This is a genomic window from Escherichia sp. MOD1-EC5495, from assembly GCF_002965965.1.
Lineage (GTDB): Bacteria > Pseudomonadota > Gammaproteobacteria > Enterobacterales > Enterobacteriaceae > Escherichia > Escherichia ruysiae.
The window spans coordinates 80107-95934 of record NZ_PTRI01000013.1; the positions used below are offsets into that span (position 1 = coordinate 80107).

A 15828-nucleotide genomic window follows, 5' to 3' on the forward strand; every position below is an offset into this window, starting at 1 on the left:
ATGAGCAACGTACCAGCAGAACTGAAATACAGCAAAGAACACGAATGGCTGCGTAAAGAAGCTGACGGCACTTACACCGTTGGCATCACCGAACACGCTCAGGAGTTGTTAGGCGATATGGTGTTTGTTGACCTGCCGGACGTGGGCGCAACGGTAAGCGCGGGCGATGACTGTGCGGTTGCCGAATCAGTAAAAGCGGCGTCCGACATTTATGCGCCAGTAAGCGGTGAAATCGTGGCGGTGAACGACGCACTGAGCGATTCCCCGGAACTGGTAAACAGCGAACCGTATGCAGGCGGTTGGATCTTTAAAATCAAAGCCAGCGATGAAAGCGAACTGGAATCACTGCTGGATGCGACCGCATACGAAGCATTGTTAGAAGACGAGTAACGGCTTTAATCCTCTTCTTTGGGAGAGGATAAGGGTGAGGAAATTGTACGCCTCACCCTCACTCTCTTCGCAAGGAGAGAGGTTCACAATTCACTGCACGTTTCAGGAACCATCGCTCATGACACAGACGTTAAGCCAGCTTGAAAATAGCGGCGCTTTTATTGAACGCCATATCGGACCGGACGCCGCGCAACAGCAAGAAATGCTGAATGCCGTTGGTGCACAATCGTTAAACGCGCTGACCGGCCAGATTGTGCCGAAAGATATTCAGCTTGCGACTCCGCCGCAGGTTGGCGCACCGGCGACCGAATACGCCGCACTGGCAGAACTCAAGGCTATTGCCAGTCGCAATAAAAGCTTCACGTCTTACATCGGCATGGGGTACACCGCCGTGCAGTTACCGCCGGTTATCCTGCGTAACATGCTGGAAAATCCGGGCTGGTATACCGCGTATACTCCGTATCAACCTGAAGTCTCCCAGGGCCGCCTTGAAGCACTGCTCAACTTCCAGCAGGTAACGCTGGATTTAACCGGGCTGGATATGGCATCGGCTTCTCTTCTTGACGAAGCCACCGCTGCTGCCGAAGCAATGGCGATGGCTAAACGCGTCAGCAAACTGAAAAATGCCAACCGCTTCTTCGTGGCTTCCGATGTGCATCCGCAAACGCTGGATGTGGTACGTACTCGTGCCGAAACCTTTGGTTTTGAAGTGATTGTCGATGACGCGCAAAAAGTGCTCGATCATCAGGACGTCTTCGGCGTGCTGTTACAGCAGGTCGGCACTACTGGTGAAATTCACGACTACACTGCACTCATCAGCGAACTAAAATCACGCAAAATTGTGGTCAGCGTCGCCGCTGATATTATGGCGCTGGTTCTGTTAACTGCGCCGGGCAAACAGGGCGCGGATATCGTCTTTGGTTCGGCGCAACGCTTTGGCGTGCCGATGGGCTACGGTGGCCCACACGCGGCATTCTTTGCGGCGAAAGATGAATACAAACGCTCCATGCCGGGGCGCATTATCGGCGTATCGAAAGATGCGGCTGGTAATACTGCGCTACGCATGGCAATGCAGACTCGTGAACAACATATTCGTCGCGAGAAAGCGAACTCGAACATTTGTACTTCCCAGGTTCTGCTGGCAAACATCGCCAGCCTGTATGCCGTTTATCACGGTCCGGTTGGCCTGAAACGTATCGCTAACCGCATCCACCGTCTTACTGATATTCTGGCAACGGGGCTGCAACAAAAAGGTCTGAAGCTGCGCCATGCGCACTATTTCGATACTTTGTGTGTGGAAGTGGCCGATAAAGCGGGCGTGCTGGCGCGTGCCGAAGCGGCTGAAATCAACCTGCGTAGCGATATTCTGAACGCGGTTGGGATCACCCTTGATGAAACCACCACGCGCGAAAACGTGATGCAGCTTTTCAGCGTACTGCTGGGCGATAATCATGGGCTGGACATCGACACGCTGGACAAAGACGTGGCTCACGACAGCCGTTCTATTCAGCCTGCAATGCTGCGCGATGACGAAATTCTCACCCATCCGGTGTTTAATCGCTACCACAGCGAAACCGAAATGATGCGCTATATGCACTCGCTGGAGCGTAAAGATCTGGCGCTGAATCAGGCGATGATCCCGCTGGGTTCCTGCACCATGAAACTGAACGCCGCCGCTGAGATGATCCCAATCACCTGGCCGGAATTTGCTGAACTGCACCCGTTCTGCCCGCCAGAACAGGCCGAAGGTTATCAGCAGATGATCGCGCAACTGGCTGACTGGCTGGTGAAACTGACCGGTTACGACGCCGTCTGTATGCAGCCGAACTCTGGCGCTCAGGGCGAATATGCGGGGCTGCTGGCGATTCGTCATTATCACGAAAGCCGCAACGAAGGGCATCGCGATATCTGCCTGATCCCGGCTTCTGCTCACGGCACTAACCCCGCTTCCGCGCATATGGCGGGGATGCAAGTGGTGGTTGTGGCGTGTGATAAAAACGGCAATATCGATTTGACTGATCTGCGCGCGAAAGCGGAACAGGCGGGCGATAACCTCTCCTGCATCATGGTGACCTATCCTTCCACCCACGGCGTGTATGAAGAAACGATCCGTGAAGTGTGTGAAATCGTGCATCAGTTCGGCGGTCAGGTTTATCTTGATGGTGCGAACATGAACGCCCAGGTTGGCATCACCTCGCCGGGCTTTATTGGCGCGGACGTTTCGCACCTTAACCTGCATAAAACTTTCTGCATTCCGCACGGCGGTGGTGGTCCGGGTATGGGACCGATCGGTGTGAAAGCGCATCTGGCACCGTTTGTACCGGGTCATAGCGTGGTGCAAATCGAAGGCATGTTAACCCGTCAGGGCGCGGTTTCTGCGGCACCGTTCGGTAGCGCATCCATTCTGCCAATCAGCTGGATGTACATCCGCATGATGGGCGCAGAAGGGCTGAAAAAAGCAAGCCAGGTGGCAATTCTTAACGCCAACTATATTGCCAGCCGCCTGCAGGATGCCTTCCCGGTGCTGTATACCGGTCGCGACGGTCGCGTGGCGCACGAATGTATTCTCGATATTCGCCCGCTGAAAGAAGAAACCGGCATCAGCGAGCTGGATATTGCCAAGCGCCTGATCGACTACGGTTTCCACGCGCCGACGATGTCGTTCCCGGTGGCGGGTACGCTGATGGTTGAACCGACTGAATCTGAAAGCAAAGTAGAGCTGGATCGCTTTATCGACGCGATGCTGGCTATCCGCGCAGAAATCGACCAGGTGAAAGCCGGTGTCTGGCCGCTGGAAGATAACCCGCTGGTGAACGCGCCGCACATTCAGAGCGAACTGGTTGCCGAGTGGGTGCATCCGTACAGCCGCGAAGTTGCGGTATTCCCGGCAGGCGTGGCAGACAAATACTGGCCGACGGTGAAACGTCTGGATGATGTGTACGGCGACCGTAACCTGTTCTGCTCCTGCGTACCGATTAGCGAATACCAGTAATTTATTGATTCGACTATCTTCTAAAGGCGCTTCTGCGCCTTTTTACTTGCTGACAATTTGCTCAAACGTAAATATTGGCACGGTTTTCCCCTTTCTCCCCGAAGGGGCGAGGGGATTGATCGTGCGCTCTTTTGACTTTGTCATCAGCCTTAATTTATGAGGAAAAAATGGCTATAGCACTTGTGACTGGTGGCAGTCGCGGCATCGGGCGGGCAACTGCGCTGCTGTTGGCAAAAGAAGGGTATACGGTGGCGGTTAATTATCAGCAAAACCTTCACGCGGCGCAGGAAGTGGTGAACTTAATAACTAAAGCGGGTGGCAAGGCATTTGTGCTCCTTGCGGATATTAGCGACGAAAACCAGGTTGTCGCGATGTTTACAGCAATCGACCAGCACGATGAACCGCTAGCTGCGCTGGTCAATAACGCCGGGATCTTGTTTACCCAGTGCACTGTAGAAAACCTTACCGCAGAGCGAATCAACCGGGTGCTTTCCACCAATATGACGGGATATTTTCTCTGCTGCCGCGAGGCGGTAAAACGCATGGCGCTTAAAAACGGCGGTAGCGGCGGCGCTATCGTCAATGTTTCTTCGGTAGCCTCACGGCTGGGATCTCCGGGGGAATATGTTGATTATGCGGCATCGAAAGGGGCGATTGATACGTTAACCACCGGACTATCGCTGGAAGTCGCCGCGCAGGGGATCCGCGTTAACGGCGTGCGACCAGGGTTTATTTATACCGAAATGCACGCCAGTGGTGGCGAACCTGGACGCGTCGATCGCGTTAAGTCGAACATCCCCATGCAGCGCGGCGGACAGGCGGAAGAGGTCGCGCAGGCCATTGTCTGGCTGTTAAGCGATAAAGCCTCTTATGTCACGGGAAGTTTTATCGATTTGGCGGGTGGAAAATAAGATGAGAAAGTGGTCTGGGCGGATGCAACGCAATCGGCGTCGCATCCGTCATGTCATCTAATCAAAGCTTCTCGCCGTTGCTGGCAATCACCTCTTTGTACCAGTTGAAACTCTTCTTACGTGAACGCGACATATCACCAGTACCGTCGTCGTGCTTATTCACATAGATAAAGCCGTAGCGTTTGCTGTACTGCCCGGTGGTAAACGATACACAGTCGATGCAGCCCCACGGCGTGTAGCCCATCAGATCCACACCATCGTAAGTTACCGCTTTTTTCATCTCTTCAATATGGGCGCGCAGATAGTCAATGCGGTAGTCGTCGTTGATGCTGCCATCTTCTTCCACTTTGTCGTAAGCGCCAAAACCGTTTTCGACAATAAACAGCGGCTTCTGGTAACGCTCATACAGTTCGCAAAGCGCATAACGCAGACCCACCGGATCAATCTGCCAGCCCCAGTCAGACGCTTTAACATACGGGTTCGGTACGCTGCCTTCGAAACCAGAAATCGCATCGCCGGTGCCGCCTTCGGCCTTCACCGCGTTGGTCATGTAATAGCTGAAGCCAAGATAAGCGCAAGTGCCTTCGCGCAGCACATCCAGATCGCCGTCTTCCATTTTGATGTTAAATCCGCGACGTTCCCACTCGTTCAGCACATAAGAAGGGTAATAGCCGCGTAGCTGGACATCGGTAAAGACGTAACGTTCGCGCATCGACTCCTGGGCAAACATCACATCGTCCGGGTTACAGGAGTAGGGATAGAGCGGCACCATCGCCAGCATACAGCCGACTTTCATCTCCGGGTTAATGCGACGCGCGGCTTTCACCGCCAGGGCGCTGGCGACAAACTGGTGATGCAGCACCTGGTACATGGTCTCTTCAGGATTTTCATGCTCGGTATAAACCACGCCGGAGCAGCAGTAACCGAACAGCGGCGCGCGCCAGTTACGCTGGTTGTTAATTTCGTTGAAGGTCATCCAGTATTTGACTTTGTGCTTATAGCGTTCAAATACCACTTCCGCGAAACGGACAAAGAAATCAACCACTTTACGGTTGGTCCAGCTACCGTATTGCTGCACCAGATGCAGCGGCATTTCAAAGTGGGAGAGGGTGATCACCGGTTCGATGTTGTATTTCAGCAGTTCATCGAACATATCGTCGTAAAACTTCAGCCCTTCTTCGTTTGGCTGTGTTTCATCGCCTTTTGGAAAAACGCGCGTCCAGGCGATGGAAGTACGAAAACATTTGAAGCCCATTTCGGCGAAGAGCTTGATGTCTTCCTTGTAGTGACCGTAAAAATCTACCGCTTCATGGTTCGGATAGTATTTGCCCGGCAAGACTTCTTTGGTGATTTCGCGCGGCACGCCGTGTGCACCGCCGGTCAGTACGTCACAAATACTCGGCCCTTTGCCGCCTTTGTTCCAGCCGCCTTCGACCTGATGAGCGGCAACTGCGCCGCCCCATAAGAAATCTTTCGGTAAGGTGAGTTTTTTCACTATCATAGGCTCCAGATGAGTCAATTCTTACAGGAAATAGTACCATGCAGCCAAACAACATCACTTTTTTTCAACGATTCCAGGATGACATTCTGGCTGGGCGTAAAACCATCACTATCCGTGACGAGTCTGAATCGCACTTTAAAGCTGGCGATGTGCTTCGTGTCGGGCGCTTTGAGGATGACGGCTATTTTTGCACTATTGAAGTCACTGCAACCTCAACGGTGACGCTGGATACTCTCACAGAAAAACACGCGCAACAGGAAAATATGACCCTGGCTGAATTGAAAAAGGTCATTGCCGATATCTATCCCGGTCAGACACAGTTTTATGTAATTGAATTTAAATGTCTTTAAATTGAACTCACGCCTGTTAGTTGAAATTTCGCATTTAATTTCATGATTTTTCGGAGATTAGTCTCAAATCAGAATTTATTTTAGCTAACAGGTGTTCACTGGAACTATTCTCAGTTACGCTGGAGAGGTATACACGTGCGTGTACGTTTCTCCGGAGTAAGTTATGGTTCAGAAGCCTCTCATTAAGCAGGGATATTCGCTGGCAGAGGAAATTGCCAACAGCGTCAGTCACGGTATTGGGCTGGTGTTTGGTATCGTCGGGTTGGTATTGCTACTGGTTCAGGCGGTGGCTCTCAATGCCAGCGCCACGGCGATAACCAGTTATAGCCTCTATGGTGGCAGTATGATCCTGCTGTTCCTCGCTTCGACGCTTTATCACGCCATTCCTCATCAACGGGCAAAAATGTGGCTGAAGAAATTTGACCACTGCGCCATTTATCTGTTGATTGCCGGAACCTACACGCCGTTTTTGCTGGTGGGGCTGGATTCTCCGTTAGCGCGCGGGTTGATGGTTGTTATCTGGAGCCTGGCATTGCTGGGGATTCTGTTCAAACTGACCATCGCGCACCGATTTAAAATCTTATCTCTGGTGACTTATCTGGCTATGGGCTGGCTGTCGTTGGTGGTGATTTATGAAATGGCAGTTAAGCTCGCGGCGGGCAGCGTTACCTTACTGGCCGTAGGCGGTGTAGTTTACTCGCTCGGGGTAATTTTCTACGTCTGCAAACGCATTCCCTACAACCACGCCATCTGGCACGGCTTTGTGCTCGGCGGCAGCGTGTGCCATTTCCTGGCGATTTATTTGTATATTGGGCAGGCGTAATTGGTATGCCTTTGTAGGAATGAAAAGATACACCAGCGTCGCATCAGGCATCAGAGCGCAACTGCCGGATGCGGCGTGAACGCCTTATCCGGCCTACGGGCTGCGTCCCTGTTGTGATAAAGGCACCAAATCCCAGGCCTGATAAGACGCGTCAGCGTCGCATCAGGCAATAGATGCCCGAAGCGATACAGAGATTTACTCTTCGAGCGAATACGGCAGCGGCTCGATATGCAATGTATTCGCATCGTCACGCACGCGGAAGATGCTGTCCGGTTCCATATCGTTATTCATGACGACCTGTACCACGACCTGACCATCTTCCAGTTTTACCGCAGCCAGCACCGTACCGGTGCGACGCCAGTTTTCGCCCATTTTCAGCTCGATGTCTTCACCTGCTTCCGGCAGTCGGCTGGCGCTACCTGCCAGCAACCAGAGCGCGCGTTTGTTGGCACCACGGAATTTTGCTCGCGCCACCATCTCTTGCCCGGTATAGCAGCCTTTCTTAAAGCTGATGCCGCCCAGCGCCTGGAGATTGGTCGCCTGGGGGATAAACTGCCCGCTATTAGCCGCATCAATCACCGCGAAGCCCGCTTCAATGTTTAATGCCAGCCACTGTTGGCTATTGTTCAGTTCCGCTTCGCCGCGCAGTTTATCGGTCAGCGCACTGGCGGTAGTTTCATCGGTCACGATCAGAAAACGTTCTGCCGGGTGTTCAAACCATAGCAGGGTGGTCGCACCTTCTCTGACCACCTGTTTTTCCTTCGAAGGCAGTTCACTAAAGAGATTCGCCAGCGCGGCGCGTGCCTGAAAACCGGCAACACCAAGCAACACACGCTCGTCGTCAGGGGCGATGGTCACTTTAGAAAACACCGCATATTTTTTCAATTCGGTAAGCTGCGACTCGCGCACGCTGCGCCGTTCAATCCATGCGAAACCGTCGCCATCGTGGAACAGACGCAAATTGCTCCACATTTTACCTTTAGCATCGCAATGTGCGGCGAGCAGGTGCTGATCTTCTGTCATCTGGCTGACATCTGCTGTCACCTGACCCTGCATATATTTTTCGCTGTCCGCGCCAGTAATGGTGGCCAGCGCCCAGTCATCAAGCGTCATCAGCGTCAACGGTAAACGGGCAGAAGCCGTAGGCTGACGGGGAGGAAAAGGTGTAAAAGCCATAATGGAGTCCTGTTTTACAAACGGCGTAATTAATGACTAATGGTAAAAGAGCTATGGGGCATTGCAAGTGCTTTCACTACGCGATCTGTGCCTTCAACCAGGCTTTGCGAGGTGACTTCCAAAAAAATGAAGCCATTGAATTGTTGTGGATTAATTTCGCGATTGTGATTGTGTTTACCGATATTCCCGCAAAAGAAGTCGAAAAACACGTTACAATAGCCAGGTACTGGATTTTCGTGAGACAGGAAGAAGATGGACATTAACAACAAAGCCCGCATTCATTGGGCATGCCGCCGTGGTATGCGCGAACTTGATATTTCGATCATGCCGTTTTTCGAACATGAGTACGACAGCTTAAGCGATGACGAAAAACGCATCTTTATTCGTCTGCTGGAATGTGACGATCCCGATCTGTTCAACTGGCTGATGAATCACGGTAAACCGGCCGATGCAGAACTGGAAATGATGGTCCGACTCATCCAGACACGGAACCGGGAACGTGGTCCTGTGGCAATCTGAACTGCGCGTCTCCTGGCGCGCGCAGTGGCTTTCCTTGCTGATTCATGGGCTGGTTGCCGCTGTTATTTTACTCATGCCATGGCCGCTTAGTTACACCCCGTTATGGTTGGTGTTGCTTTCGCTAGTGGTGTTTGATTGCGTTCGCAGCCAGCGGCGCATTAATGCTCGTCAGGGTGAGATTCGTCTGCTGATGGATGGGCGTTTGCGCTGGCAGGGGCAGGAGTGGAGCATCGTTAAAGCGCCGTGGATGATTAAAAGCGGCATGATGTTGCGTTTACGTTCTGATAGCGGCAAACGTCAGCATCTGTGGCTGGCAGCAGACAGTATGGATGAAGCCGAATGGCGAGATTTGCGGCGGATTTTGTTACAGCAGGAGACGCAAAAATAATGGCGACGGCAAAGCGAGTGCGCTATGCCGTCAGTAATCTCAGGCGTAATGCTCAGCCATTTCGTTGAGGATTTGCTCGCACCAGCTCTGGATACGCTCGTCGCTGAGGTCATACTGGTTAGTTTCATCCAGCGCCAGCCCCACGAACAGTTGCCCGTCAGCAATTACCGGTTTCGGACTGGTGAACTCATACCCTTCCGTTGGCCAGTAGCCGACGAACTTCACGCCTTTGGTCGAGAGTTTGTCATGCAGCATACCGAGTGCATCGAGGAACCACTCACCATATCCCAGTTGATCGCCTAGCCCATACAGCGCAACAATTTTACCTTCAAGGTTCAGGTCGTCGAGCTGATCCCAGACGGCTTCCCAATCCTCCTGGATTTCACCAAAATCCCAGGTCGGAATTCCCAGGATGAGCACATCGTACTGCTCCATTAATTTAGGGGAGTCGTCCTTGAGGTTATGTAAGGTCACCAGTTCTGGGCCGATAATATCGCGGATTTTTTCCGCTGCCATCTCGGTATAACAGGTGCTGGAACCGTAAAAAAGACCCATATTCATAACGTAAGCTTCTCGATTCTGCTGTGGCTTTTGCGGCTAGTGTATCAGAATCGCTTTAGTCACGGCACAATAAGGCATAATGGATCAAACGAGTAACGATAAGGGGCGCAAGTGAAACAGGATCTGGCACGCATCGAGCAGTTTCTTGATGCCCTGTGGTTGGAAAAAAATCTGGCAGAAAATACGTTGAACGCATATCGTCGCGATCTGTCAATGATGGTGGAGTGGTTGCATCATCGTGGACTGACGCTGGCAACGGCGCAAAGCGGCGACTTACAGGCATTACTGGCAGAACGGCTGGAAGGCGGGTATAAAGCCACCAGTTCCGCTCGTTTGCTGAGTGCGGTGCGCCGATTGTTCCAGTATCTTTATCGCGAAAAGTTTCGTGAAGACGATCCCAGTGCGCATCTTGCTTCGCCAAAATTACCCCAGCGTCTACCGAAAGATTTAAGTGAAGCGCAAATCGAAAGGTTATTGCAGGCGCCGCTGGTTGATCAGCCTCTGGAGCTACGCGACAAAGCGATGCTCGAAGTGCTGTATGCTACCGGATTGCGTGTCTCTGAACTTGTAGGGCTGACGATGAGCGATATCAGCTTGCGTCAGGGGGTGGTGCGGGTAATTGGTAAAGGCAACAAAGAACGCCTGGTGCCGTTAGGTGAAGAGGCAGTTTACTGGCTGGAAACCTATCTGGAACACGGGCGACCGTGGTTGCTAAACGGTGTGTCAATTGATGTACTGTTTCCCAGCCAGCGTGCGCAGCAGATGACGAGACAAACTTTCTGGCATCGCATTAAACATTATGCCGTGCTGGCGGGGATCGACAGCGAAAAGCTGTCGCCGCATGTGTTGCGTCACGCCTTTGCCACCCATTTGTTAAATCATGGTGCGGATTTACGCGTTGTGCAGATGTTGCTGGGTCATAGCGATCTCTCGACGACTCAAATTTATACGCATGTCGCTACTGAGCGTCTGCGGCAACTTCATCAACAGCATCACCCTCGGGCGTGATAGCTGAAAAGAACGGGATGATTTATGAAGAAAGGTTTTATGTTGTTTACTTTGTTGACGGCGTTTTCTGGCTTTGTTCAGGCGGATGATGCGGCAATACAACAAACGTTAGCCAAAATGGGCATCAAAAGCAGCGATATTCAGTCCGCGCCCGTTGCTGGTATGAAAACCGTGCTGACTAACAGCGGCGTGCTGTATATCACCGATGACGGTAAACATATCATTCAGGGGCCAATGTATGACGTTAGCGGCGCGGCACCGATCAACGTCACCAACCAGATGTTGTTAAAGCAACTGAACGCGCTCGAAAAAGAGATGATCATCTACAAAGCGCCGCAAGAAAAGCACGTCATCACCGTGTTTACCGACATTACCTGCGGCTACTGCCACAAAATGCATGAGCAGATGGCTGACTATAATGCGCTGGGGATCACCGTGCGTTATCTCGCGTTCCCGCGTCAGGGACTGGAAAGCCAGGCGGAGCAACAAATGAAAGCCATCTGGTGTGCAAAAGATAAAAATAAAGCCTTCGATGACGTAATGGCAGGCAAAGCCGTTACCCCGGCAAGTTGCGATATCGATATTGCCGACCATTACGCACTTGGCGTACAGCTTGGCGTTAGCGGAACTCCGGCAGTTGTGCTGAGTAATGGCACACTGGTTCCGGGTTATCAGCCGCCGAAAGAGATGAAAGAATTCCTCGACGAACATCAAAAAATGACCAGCGGTAAATAATTCGCGTGAAACAACAGATACAACTTCGTCGTCGTGAAGTCGACGAAACGGCAGACCTGCCCGCTGGCCTGCCCCCCTTGCTGCGGCGTTTATACGCCAGCCGGGGCGTGCGCAGCGCGCAGGAACTGGAGCGTAGCGTTAAAGGTATGCTGCCCTGGCAGCAACTGAGCGGTGTCGAAAAGGCCGTTGAGATCCTTTACAACGCTTTTCGCGAAGGAACGCGGATTATTGTGGTCGGTGATTTTGATGCCGACGGTGCCACCAGCACGGCTCTAAGCGTGTTGGCGATGCGCTCGCTTGGTTGCAGCAATATCGACTACCTGGTACCAAACCGTTTCGAAGACGGTTACGGCTTAAGCCCGGAAGTGGTCGATCAGGCCCATGCCCGTGGCGCGCAGTTAATTGTCACGGTGGATAACGGAATTTCCTCCCATGCGGGGGTTGAACACGCTCGCTCGTTGGGCATCCCGGTTATTGTTACCGATCACCATTTGCCGGGCGACACATTACCCGCGGCGGAAGCGATCATTAACCCTAACTTGCGCGACTGTAATTTCCCGTCGAAATCACTGGCAGGCGTGGGTGTGGCGTTTTATCTGATGCTGGCGCTGCGCACCTTTTTGCGCGATCAGGGCTGGTTTGATGAGCGTAACATCGCAATTCCTAACCTGGCAGAACTGCTGGATCTGGTCGCGCTGGGGACAGTAGCGGACGTCGTGCCGCTGGACGCTAATAATCGCATTCTGACCTGGCAGGGGATGAGTCGCATCCGTGCCGGAAAGTGCCGTCCAGGGATTAAAGCTCTGCTTGAAGTGGCAAACCGTGATGCACAAAAACTCGCCGCCAGCGATTTAGGTTTTGCGCTGGGGCCACGTCTCAATGCTGCCGGGCGACTGGATGATATGTCCGTCGGTGTGGCGCTGTTGCTCTGCGACAACATCGGCGAAGCGCGCGTGCTGGCAAATGAACTCGATGCGCTAAACCAGACGCGAAAAGAGATCGAACAAGGAATGCAGGTTGAAGCCCTGACCCTGTGCGAGAAACTGGAGCGCAGCCGTGACACGCTACCCGGCGGGCTGGCAATGTATCACCCTGAATGGCATCAGGGCGTCGTTGGTATTCTGGCTTCGCGCATCAAAGAGCGTTTTCATCGTCCGGTTATCGCCTTTGCGCCTGCGGGCGACGGTACGTTGAAAGGTTCTGGGCGCTCCATTCAGGGACTGCATATGCGCGACGCGCTGGAGCGGTTAGACACGCTCTACCCTGGCATGATGCTCAAGTTTGGCGGTCATGCGATGGCGGCAGGATTGTCACTGGAAGAGGACAAATTCGAACTCTTTCAGCAACGCTTTGGCGAACTGGTTACCGAGTGGCTGGATCCGGCATTATTACAGGGTGAAGTGGTTTCCGACGGCCCGTTAAGTGCAGCGGAGATGACCATGGAAGTTGCGCAACTGCTGCGTGATGCCGGTCCGTGGGGGCAGATGTTCCCGGAACCGCTGTTTGACGGTCATTTCCGCCTGCTGCAACAGCGGCTGGTGGGAGAGCGCCATCTGAAGGTCATGGTTGAACCGGTCGGCGGCGGCCCGCTGCTGGATGGTATTGCTTTTAATGTCGATACCGCCCTCTGGCCGGATAACGGCGTGCGTGAAGTTCAACTGGCCTACAAGCTGGATATCAACGAGTTTCGTGGCAACCGCAGTCTACAGATTATCATCGATAATATCTGGCCACTTTAGCGTCGTCTTCTCTATAAAAAAGAGTGTGGATTGGGTACAATCCCGCTCTTATCACCGCATTTTGACTAGCTCAATAAAAGAAATCAGACCATGTTTGAAATTAATCCGGTAAATAATCGCATTCAGGACCTCACGGAACGCTCCGACGTTCTTAGGGGGTATCTTTGACTACGACGCCAAGAAAGAGCGTCTGGAAGAAGTAAACGCCGAGCTGGAACAGCCGGATGTCTGGAACGAACCCGAACGTGCGCAGGCGCTGGGTAAAGAGCGTTCCTCTCTCGAGGCTGTTGTCGATACCCTCGACCAAATGAAACAAGGGCTGGAAGATGTTTCCGGTCTGCTGGAACTGGCTGTAGAAGCTGACGACGAAGAAACCTTTAACGAAGCCGTTGCTGAACTCGACGCCCTGGAAGAAAAACTGGCGCAGCTTGAGTTCCGCCGCATGTTCTCCGGCGAATATGACAGCGCCGACTGCTACCTTGATATCCAGGCAGGTTCCGGCGGTACGGAAGCACAGGACTGGGCAAGTATGCTTGAGCGTATGTATCTGCGCTGGGCAGAATCGCGCGGTTTCAAAACTGAAATTATCGAAGAGTCAGAAGGTGAAGTGGCGGGTATCAAATCCGTGACTATCAAGATCTCCGGCGATTACGCTTATGGTTGGCTGCGCACAGAAACCGGCGTTCACCGTCTGGTGCGTAAGAGCCCGTTTGACTCCGGCGGTCGTCGTCACACGTCGTTTAGTTCCGCGTTTGTTTACCCAGAAGTGGATGACGATATTGATATCGAAATCAACCCAGCGGATCTGCGCATTGATGTATATCGCGCGTCCGGTGCAGGCGGTCAGCACGTTAACCGTACCGAATCTGCGGTGCGTATTACTCACATCCCGACCGGGATTGTGACCCAGTGCCAGAACGACCGTTCCCAGCACAAGAACAAAGACCAGGCCATGAAGCAGATGAAAGCGAAGCTTTATGAGCTGGAGATGCAGAAGAAGAATGCTGAGAAACAGGCGATGGAAGACAATAAATCTGACATCGGCTGGGGCAGCCAGATTCGTTCTTATGTCCTTGATGACTCCCGCATTAAAGATCTGCGTACCGGGGTTGAAACCCGCAACACGCAGGCAGTGCTGGATGGCAGCCTGGATCAATTTATCGAAGCAAGTTTGAAAGCTGGGTTATAAGGAACCAACATGTCTGAACAACACGTACAAGGCACTGACGCGGTAACCGATCTTAACAATGAACTGAAAACACGTCGCGAAAAGCTGGCGAACCTGCGCGAGCAGGGGATTGCCTTTCCGAATGATTTCCGTCGCGACCATACTTCTGACCAACTGCATACAGACTTCGACGGTAAAGAGAACGAAGAGCTGGAAGAGTTGAACATCGAAGTCGCTGTAGCTGGTCGCATGATGACTCGCCGAATTATGGGTAAAGCCTCTTTCGTTACCCTGCAGGACGTAGGTGGTCGTATTCAGCTGTATGTAGCTCGTGATGATCTGCCGGAAGGCGTTTATAACGATCAATTTAAGAAATGGGATCTTGGCGATATTATCGGCGCAAAAGGTAAGCTGTTTAAAACCAAAACCGGCGAACTGTCGATCCACTGCACCGAGCTGCGTCTGCTGACTAAAGCACTGCGCCCGCTGCCGGATAAATTCCACGGCTTGCAAGATCAGGAAGCGCGTTATCGTCAGCGTTATCTGGATCTCATCTCTAACGATGATTCCCGCAACACCTTTAAAGTGCGTTCACAGATCCTCTCTGGCATTCGCCAGTTCATGGTGAATCGTGGCTTTATGGAAGTTGAAACCCCGATGATGCAGGTGATCCCTGGCGGTGCGGCTGCGCGTCCGTTTATCACCCATCATAACGCGCTGGATCTCGACATGTACCTGCGTATTGCGCCGGAACTGTACCTTAAGCGTCTGGTGGTTGGCGGCTTTGAACGAGTGTTCGAAATCAACCGTAACTTCCGTAACGAAGGTATCTCCGTACGCCATAACCCAGAGTTCACCATGATGGAACTCTATATGGCTTACGCGGATTACAAAGATCTGATCGAACTGACCGAATCGCTGTTCCGCACTCTGGCGCAGGATATTCTCGGTAAGACCGAAGTAACCTACGGTGATGTGGTACTGGACTTCGGTAAGCCGTTCGAAAAACTGACCATGCGTGAAGCGATTAAGAAATATCGCCCGGAAACCGACATGGCAGATCTGGATAACTTCGACTCTGCGAAAGCGATTGCTGAATCTCTCGGCATTCACGTTGAGAAGAGCTGGGGGCTGGGTCGTATTGTGACCGAGATCTTTGACGAAGTGGCAGAAGCGAATCTGATTCAGCCGACCTTCATTACTGAATACCCGGCTGAAGTTTCTCCGCTGGCGCGTCGTAACGACGTCAACCCGGAAATCACCGATCGCTTTGAATTCTTTATTGGCGGTCGTGAGATTGGTAACGGCTTTAGCGAACTGAACGATGCAGAAGATCAGGCGCAGCGTTTCCTGGATCAGGTTGCGGCGAAAGACGCAGGCGACGATGAAGCAATGTTCTACGATGAAGATTACGTTACTGCGCTGGAACATGGTCTGCCGCCGACAGCAGGTCTGGGAATTGGTATCGACCGTATGGTTATGCTTTTCACCAACAGCCATACTATCCGCGACGTTATTCTGTTCCCGGCGATGCGTCCGGTAAAATAAGTATTACGCGTAAGCACAT

At 52.5% G+C, this 15828-nt stretch carries 16 protein-coding genes; 13 read left to right on the top strand and 3 right to left on the bottom strand.

Annotated elements, in window-relative coordinates; translation table 11 throughout:
• From gcvH to BEG40_RS12460, 3 genes are all read left to right on the top strand, one after another.
• On the top strand, positions 1-390 hold the full coding sequence (gene gcvH, locus BEG40_RS12450) for a glycine cleavage system protein GcvH (RefSeq protein WP_097507980.1): 390 nt from the start codon (positions 1-3) through the stop codon (positions 388-390).
• Positions 391-508: 118 nt separating this feature from the next.
• Positions 509-3382, top strand: a complete 2874-nt coding sequence (gene gcvP / locus BEG40_RS12455) for an aminomethyl-transferring glycine dehydrogenase (protein ID WP_105285492.1) — start codon at positions 509-511, stop codon at positions 3380-3382.
• Positions 3383-3549: 167 nt separating this feature from the next.
• Positions 3550-4293, top strand: a complete 744-nt coding sequence (locus BEG40_RS12460; RefSeq protein ID WP_105285493.1) for an SDR family oxidoreductase — start codon at positions 3550-3552, stop codon at positions 4291-4293.
• A gap of 61 nt (positions 4294-4354) precedes the next feature.
• Here the strand turns inward: BEG40_RS12460 and bglA are convergent, their stop codons facing one another.
• Positions 4355-5788, bottom strand: a complete 1434-nt coding sequence (gene bglA / locus BEG40_RS12465) for a 6-phospho-beta-glucosidase BglA (RefSeq protein WP_157945273.1) — start codon at positions 5786-5788, stop codon at positions 4355-4357.
• A 44-nt stretch (positions 5789-5832) separates the two neighbouring features.
• On the opposite strand from bglA, the gene yqfB reads away from it, so the two are divergent.
• Positions 5833-6144: a N(4)-acetylcytidine aminohydrolase gene (yqfB, locus tag BEG40_RS12470; protein WP_105285495.1), complete on the top strand. Its 312-nt coding sequence runs from the start codon at positions 5833-5835 to the stop codon at positions 6142-6144.
• A gap of 163 nt (positions 6145-6307) precedes the next feature.
• A complete protein-coding gene (gene trhA / locus BEG40_RS12475) occupies positions 6308-6967 on the top strand; it encodes a PAQR family membrane homeostasis protein TrhA (RefSeq protein WP_000250265.1) in 660 nt (219 codons plus the stop codon).
• Positions 6968-7162: 195 nt separating this feature from the next.
• On the opposite strand, the gene ygfZ is transcribed toward trhA, so the two are convergent.
• Complete coding sequence (gene ygfZ, locus BEG40_RS12480) at positions 7163-8143, bottom strand: tRNA-modifying protein YgfZ (protein ID WP_105285496.1); 981 nt, start codon at positions 8141-8143, stop codon at positions 7163-7165.
• Between the two features lie 32 nt (positions 8144-8175).
• Here ygfZ and BEG40_RS21740 point away from each other — a divergent pair, with 32 nt between their 5' ends.
• Genes BEG40_RS21740 through BEG40_RS12495 form a run of 3 tightly spaced genes read left to right on the top strand, consistent with a single transcriptional unit; the run spans position 8176 to position 9050 of the window.
• The gene (locus BEG40_RS21740) at positions 8176-8406 is read left to right on the top strand and encodes a hypothetical protein (protein ID WP_123058467.1); all 231 of its coding nucleotides are present in this window, start codon (positions 8176-8178) and stop codon (positions 8404-8406) included.
• A complete protein-coding gene (gene sdhE, locus BEG40_RS12490) occupies positions 8396-8662 on the top strand; it encodes an FAD assembly factor SdhE (RefSeq protein WP_000354046.1) in 267 nt (88 codons plus the stop codon). The genes BEG40_RS21740 and sdhE overlap by 11 nt, the downstream gene beginning before the upstream one ends.
• A complete protein-coding gene (locus tag BEG40_RS12495; protein ID WP_000244787.1) occupies positions 8643-9050 on the top strand; it encodes a protein YgfX in 408 nt (135 codons plus the stop codon). Before sdhE ends, BEG40_RS12495 begins: the two co-directional genes overlap by 20 nt.
• A 39-nt stretch (positions 9051-9089) precedes the next feature.
• On the opposite strand, the gene fldB is transcribed toward BEG40_RS12495, so the two are convergent.
• Positions 9090-9611, bottom strand: a complete 522-nt coding sequence (fldB, locus tag BEG40_RS12500) for a flavodoxin FldB (protein WP_001055874.1) — start codon at positions 9609-9611, stop codon at positions 9090-9092.
• A 111-nt stretch (positions 9612-9722) separates the two neighbouring features.
• Between fldB and xerD the strand changes: the two genes are divergently transcribed.
• From xerD to lysS, 5 genes are all read left to right on the top strand, one after another.
• Positions 9723-10619, top strand: a complete 897-nt coding sequence (gene xerD / locus BEG40_RS12505) for a site-specific tyrosine recombinase XerD (protein WP_105285497.1) — start codon at positions 9723-9725, stop codon at positions 10617-10619.
• A gap of 24 nt (positions 10620-10643) precedes the next feature.
• A complete protein-coding gene (dsbC, locus tag BEG40_RS12510; protein WP_016159666.1) occupies positions 10644-11354 on the top strand; it encodes a bifunctional protein-disulfide isomerase/oxidoreductase DsbC in 711 nt (236 codons plus the stop codon).
• 5 nt (positions 11355-11359) lie between these two features.
• A complete protein-coding gene (gene recJ, locus BEG40_RS12515) occupies positions 11360-13093 on the top strand; it encodes a single-stranded-DNA-specific exonuclease RecJ (protein WP_105285498.1) in 1734 nt (577 codons plus the stop codon).
• 90 nt (positions 13094-13183) lie between these two features.
• Positions 13184-14282, top strand: a protein-coding gene (prfB, locus tag BEG40_RS12520; RefSeq protein ID WP_001701073.1) for a peptide chain release factor 2 whose coding sequence is annotated in 2 segments (ribosomal slippage) — positions 13184-13258 and positions 13260-14282 — 1098 coding nt in all. Because the reading frame shifts where the segments join, the coding sequence is not laid out codon by codon here.
• 9 nt (positions 14283-14291) lie between these two features.
• Positions 14292-15809 carry a lysine--tRNA ligase gene (gene lysS / locus BEG40_RS12525; protein ID WP_000003093.1) on the top strand — a complete coding sequence of 506 codons (1518 nt, stop codon included), beginning with the start codon at positions 14292-14294 and terminating at the stop codon, positions 15807-15809.
• The last annotated feature ends 19 nt before the right edge of the window (positions 15810-15828 follow it).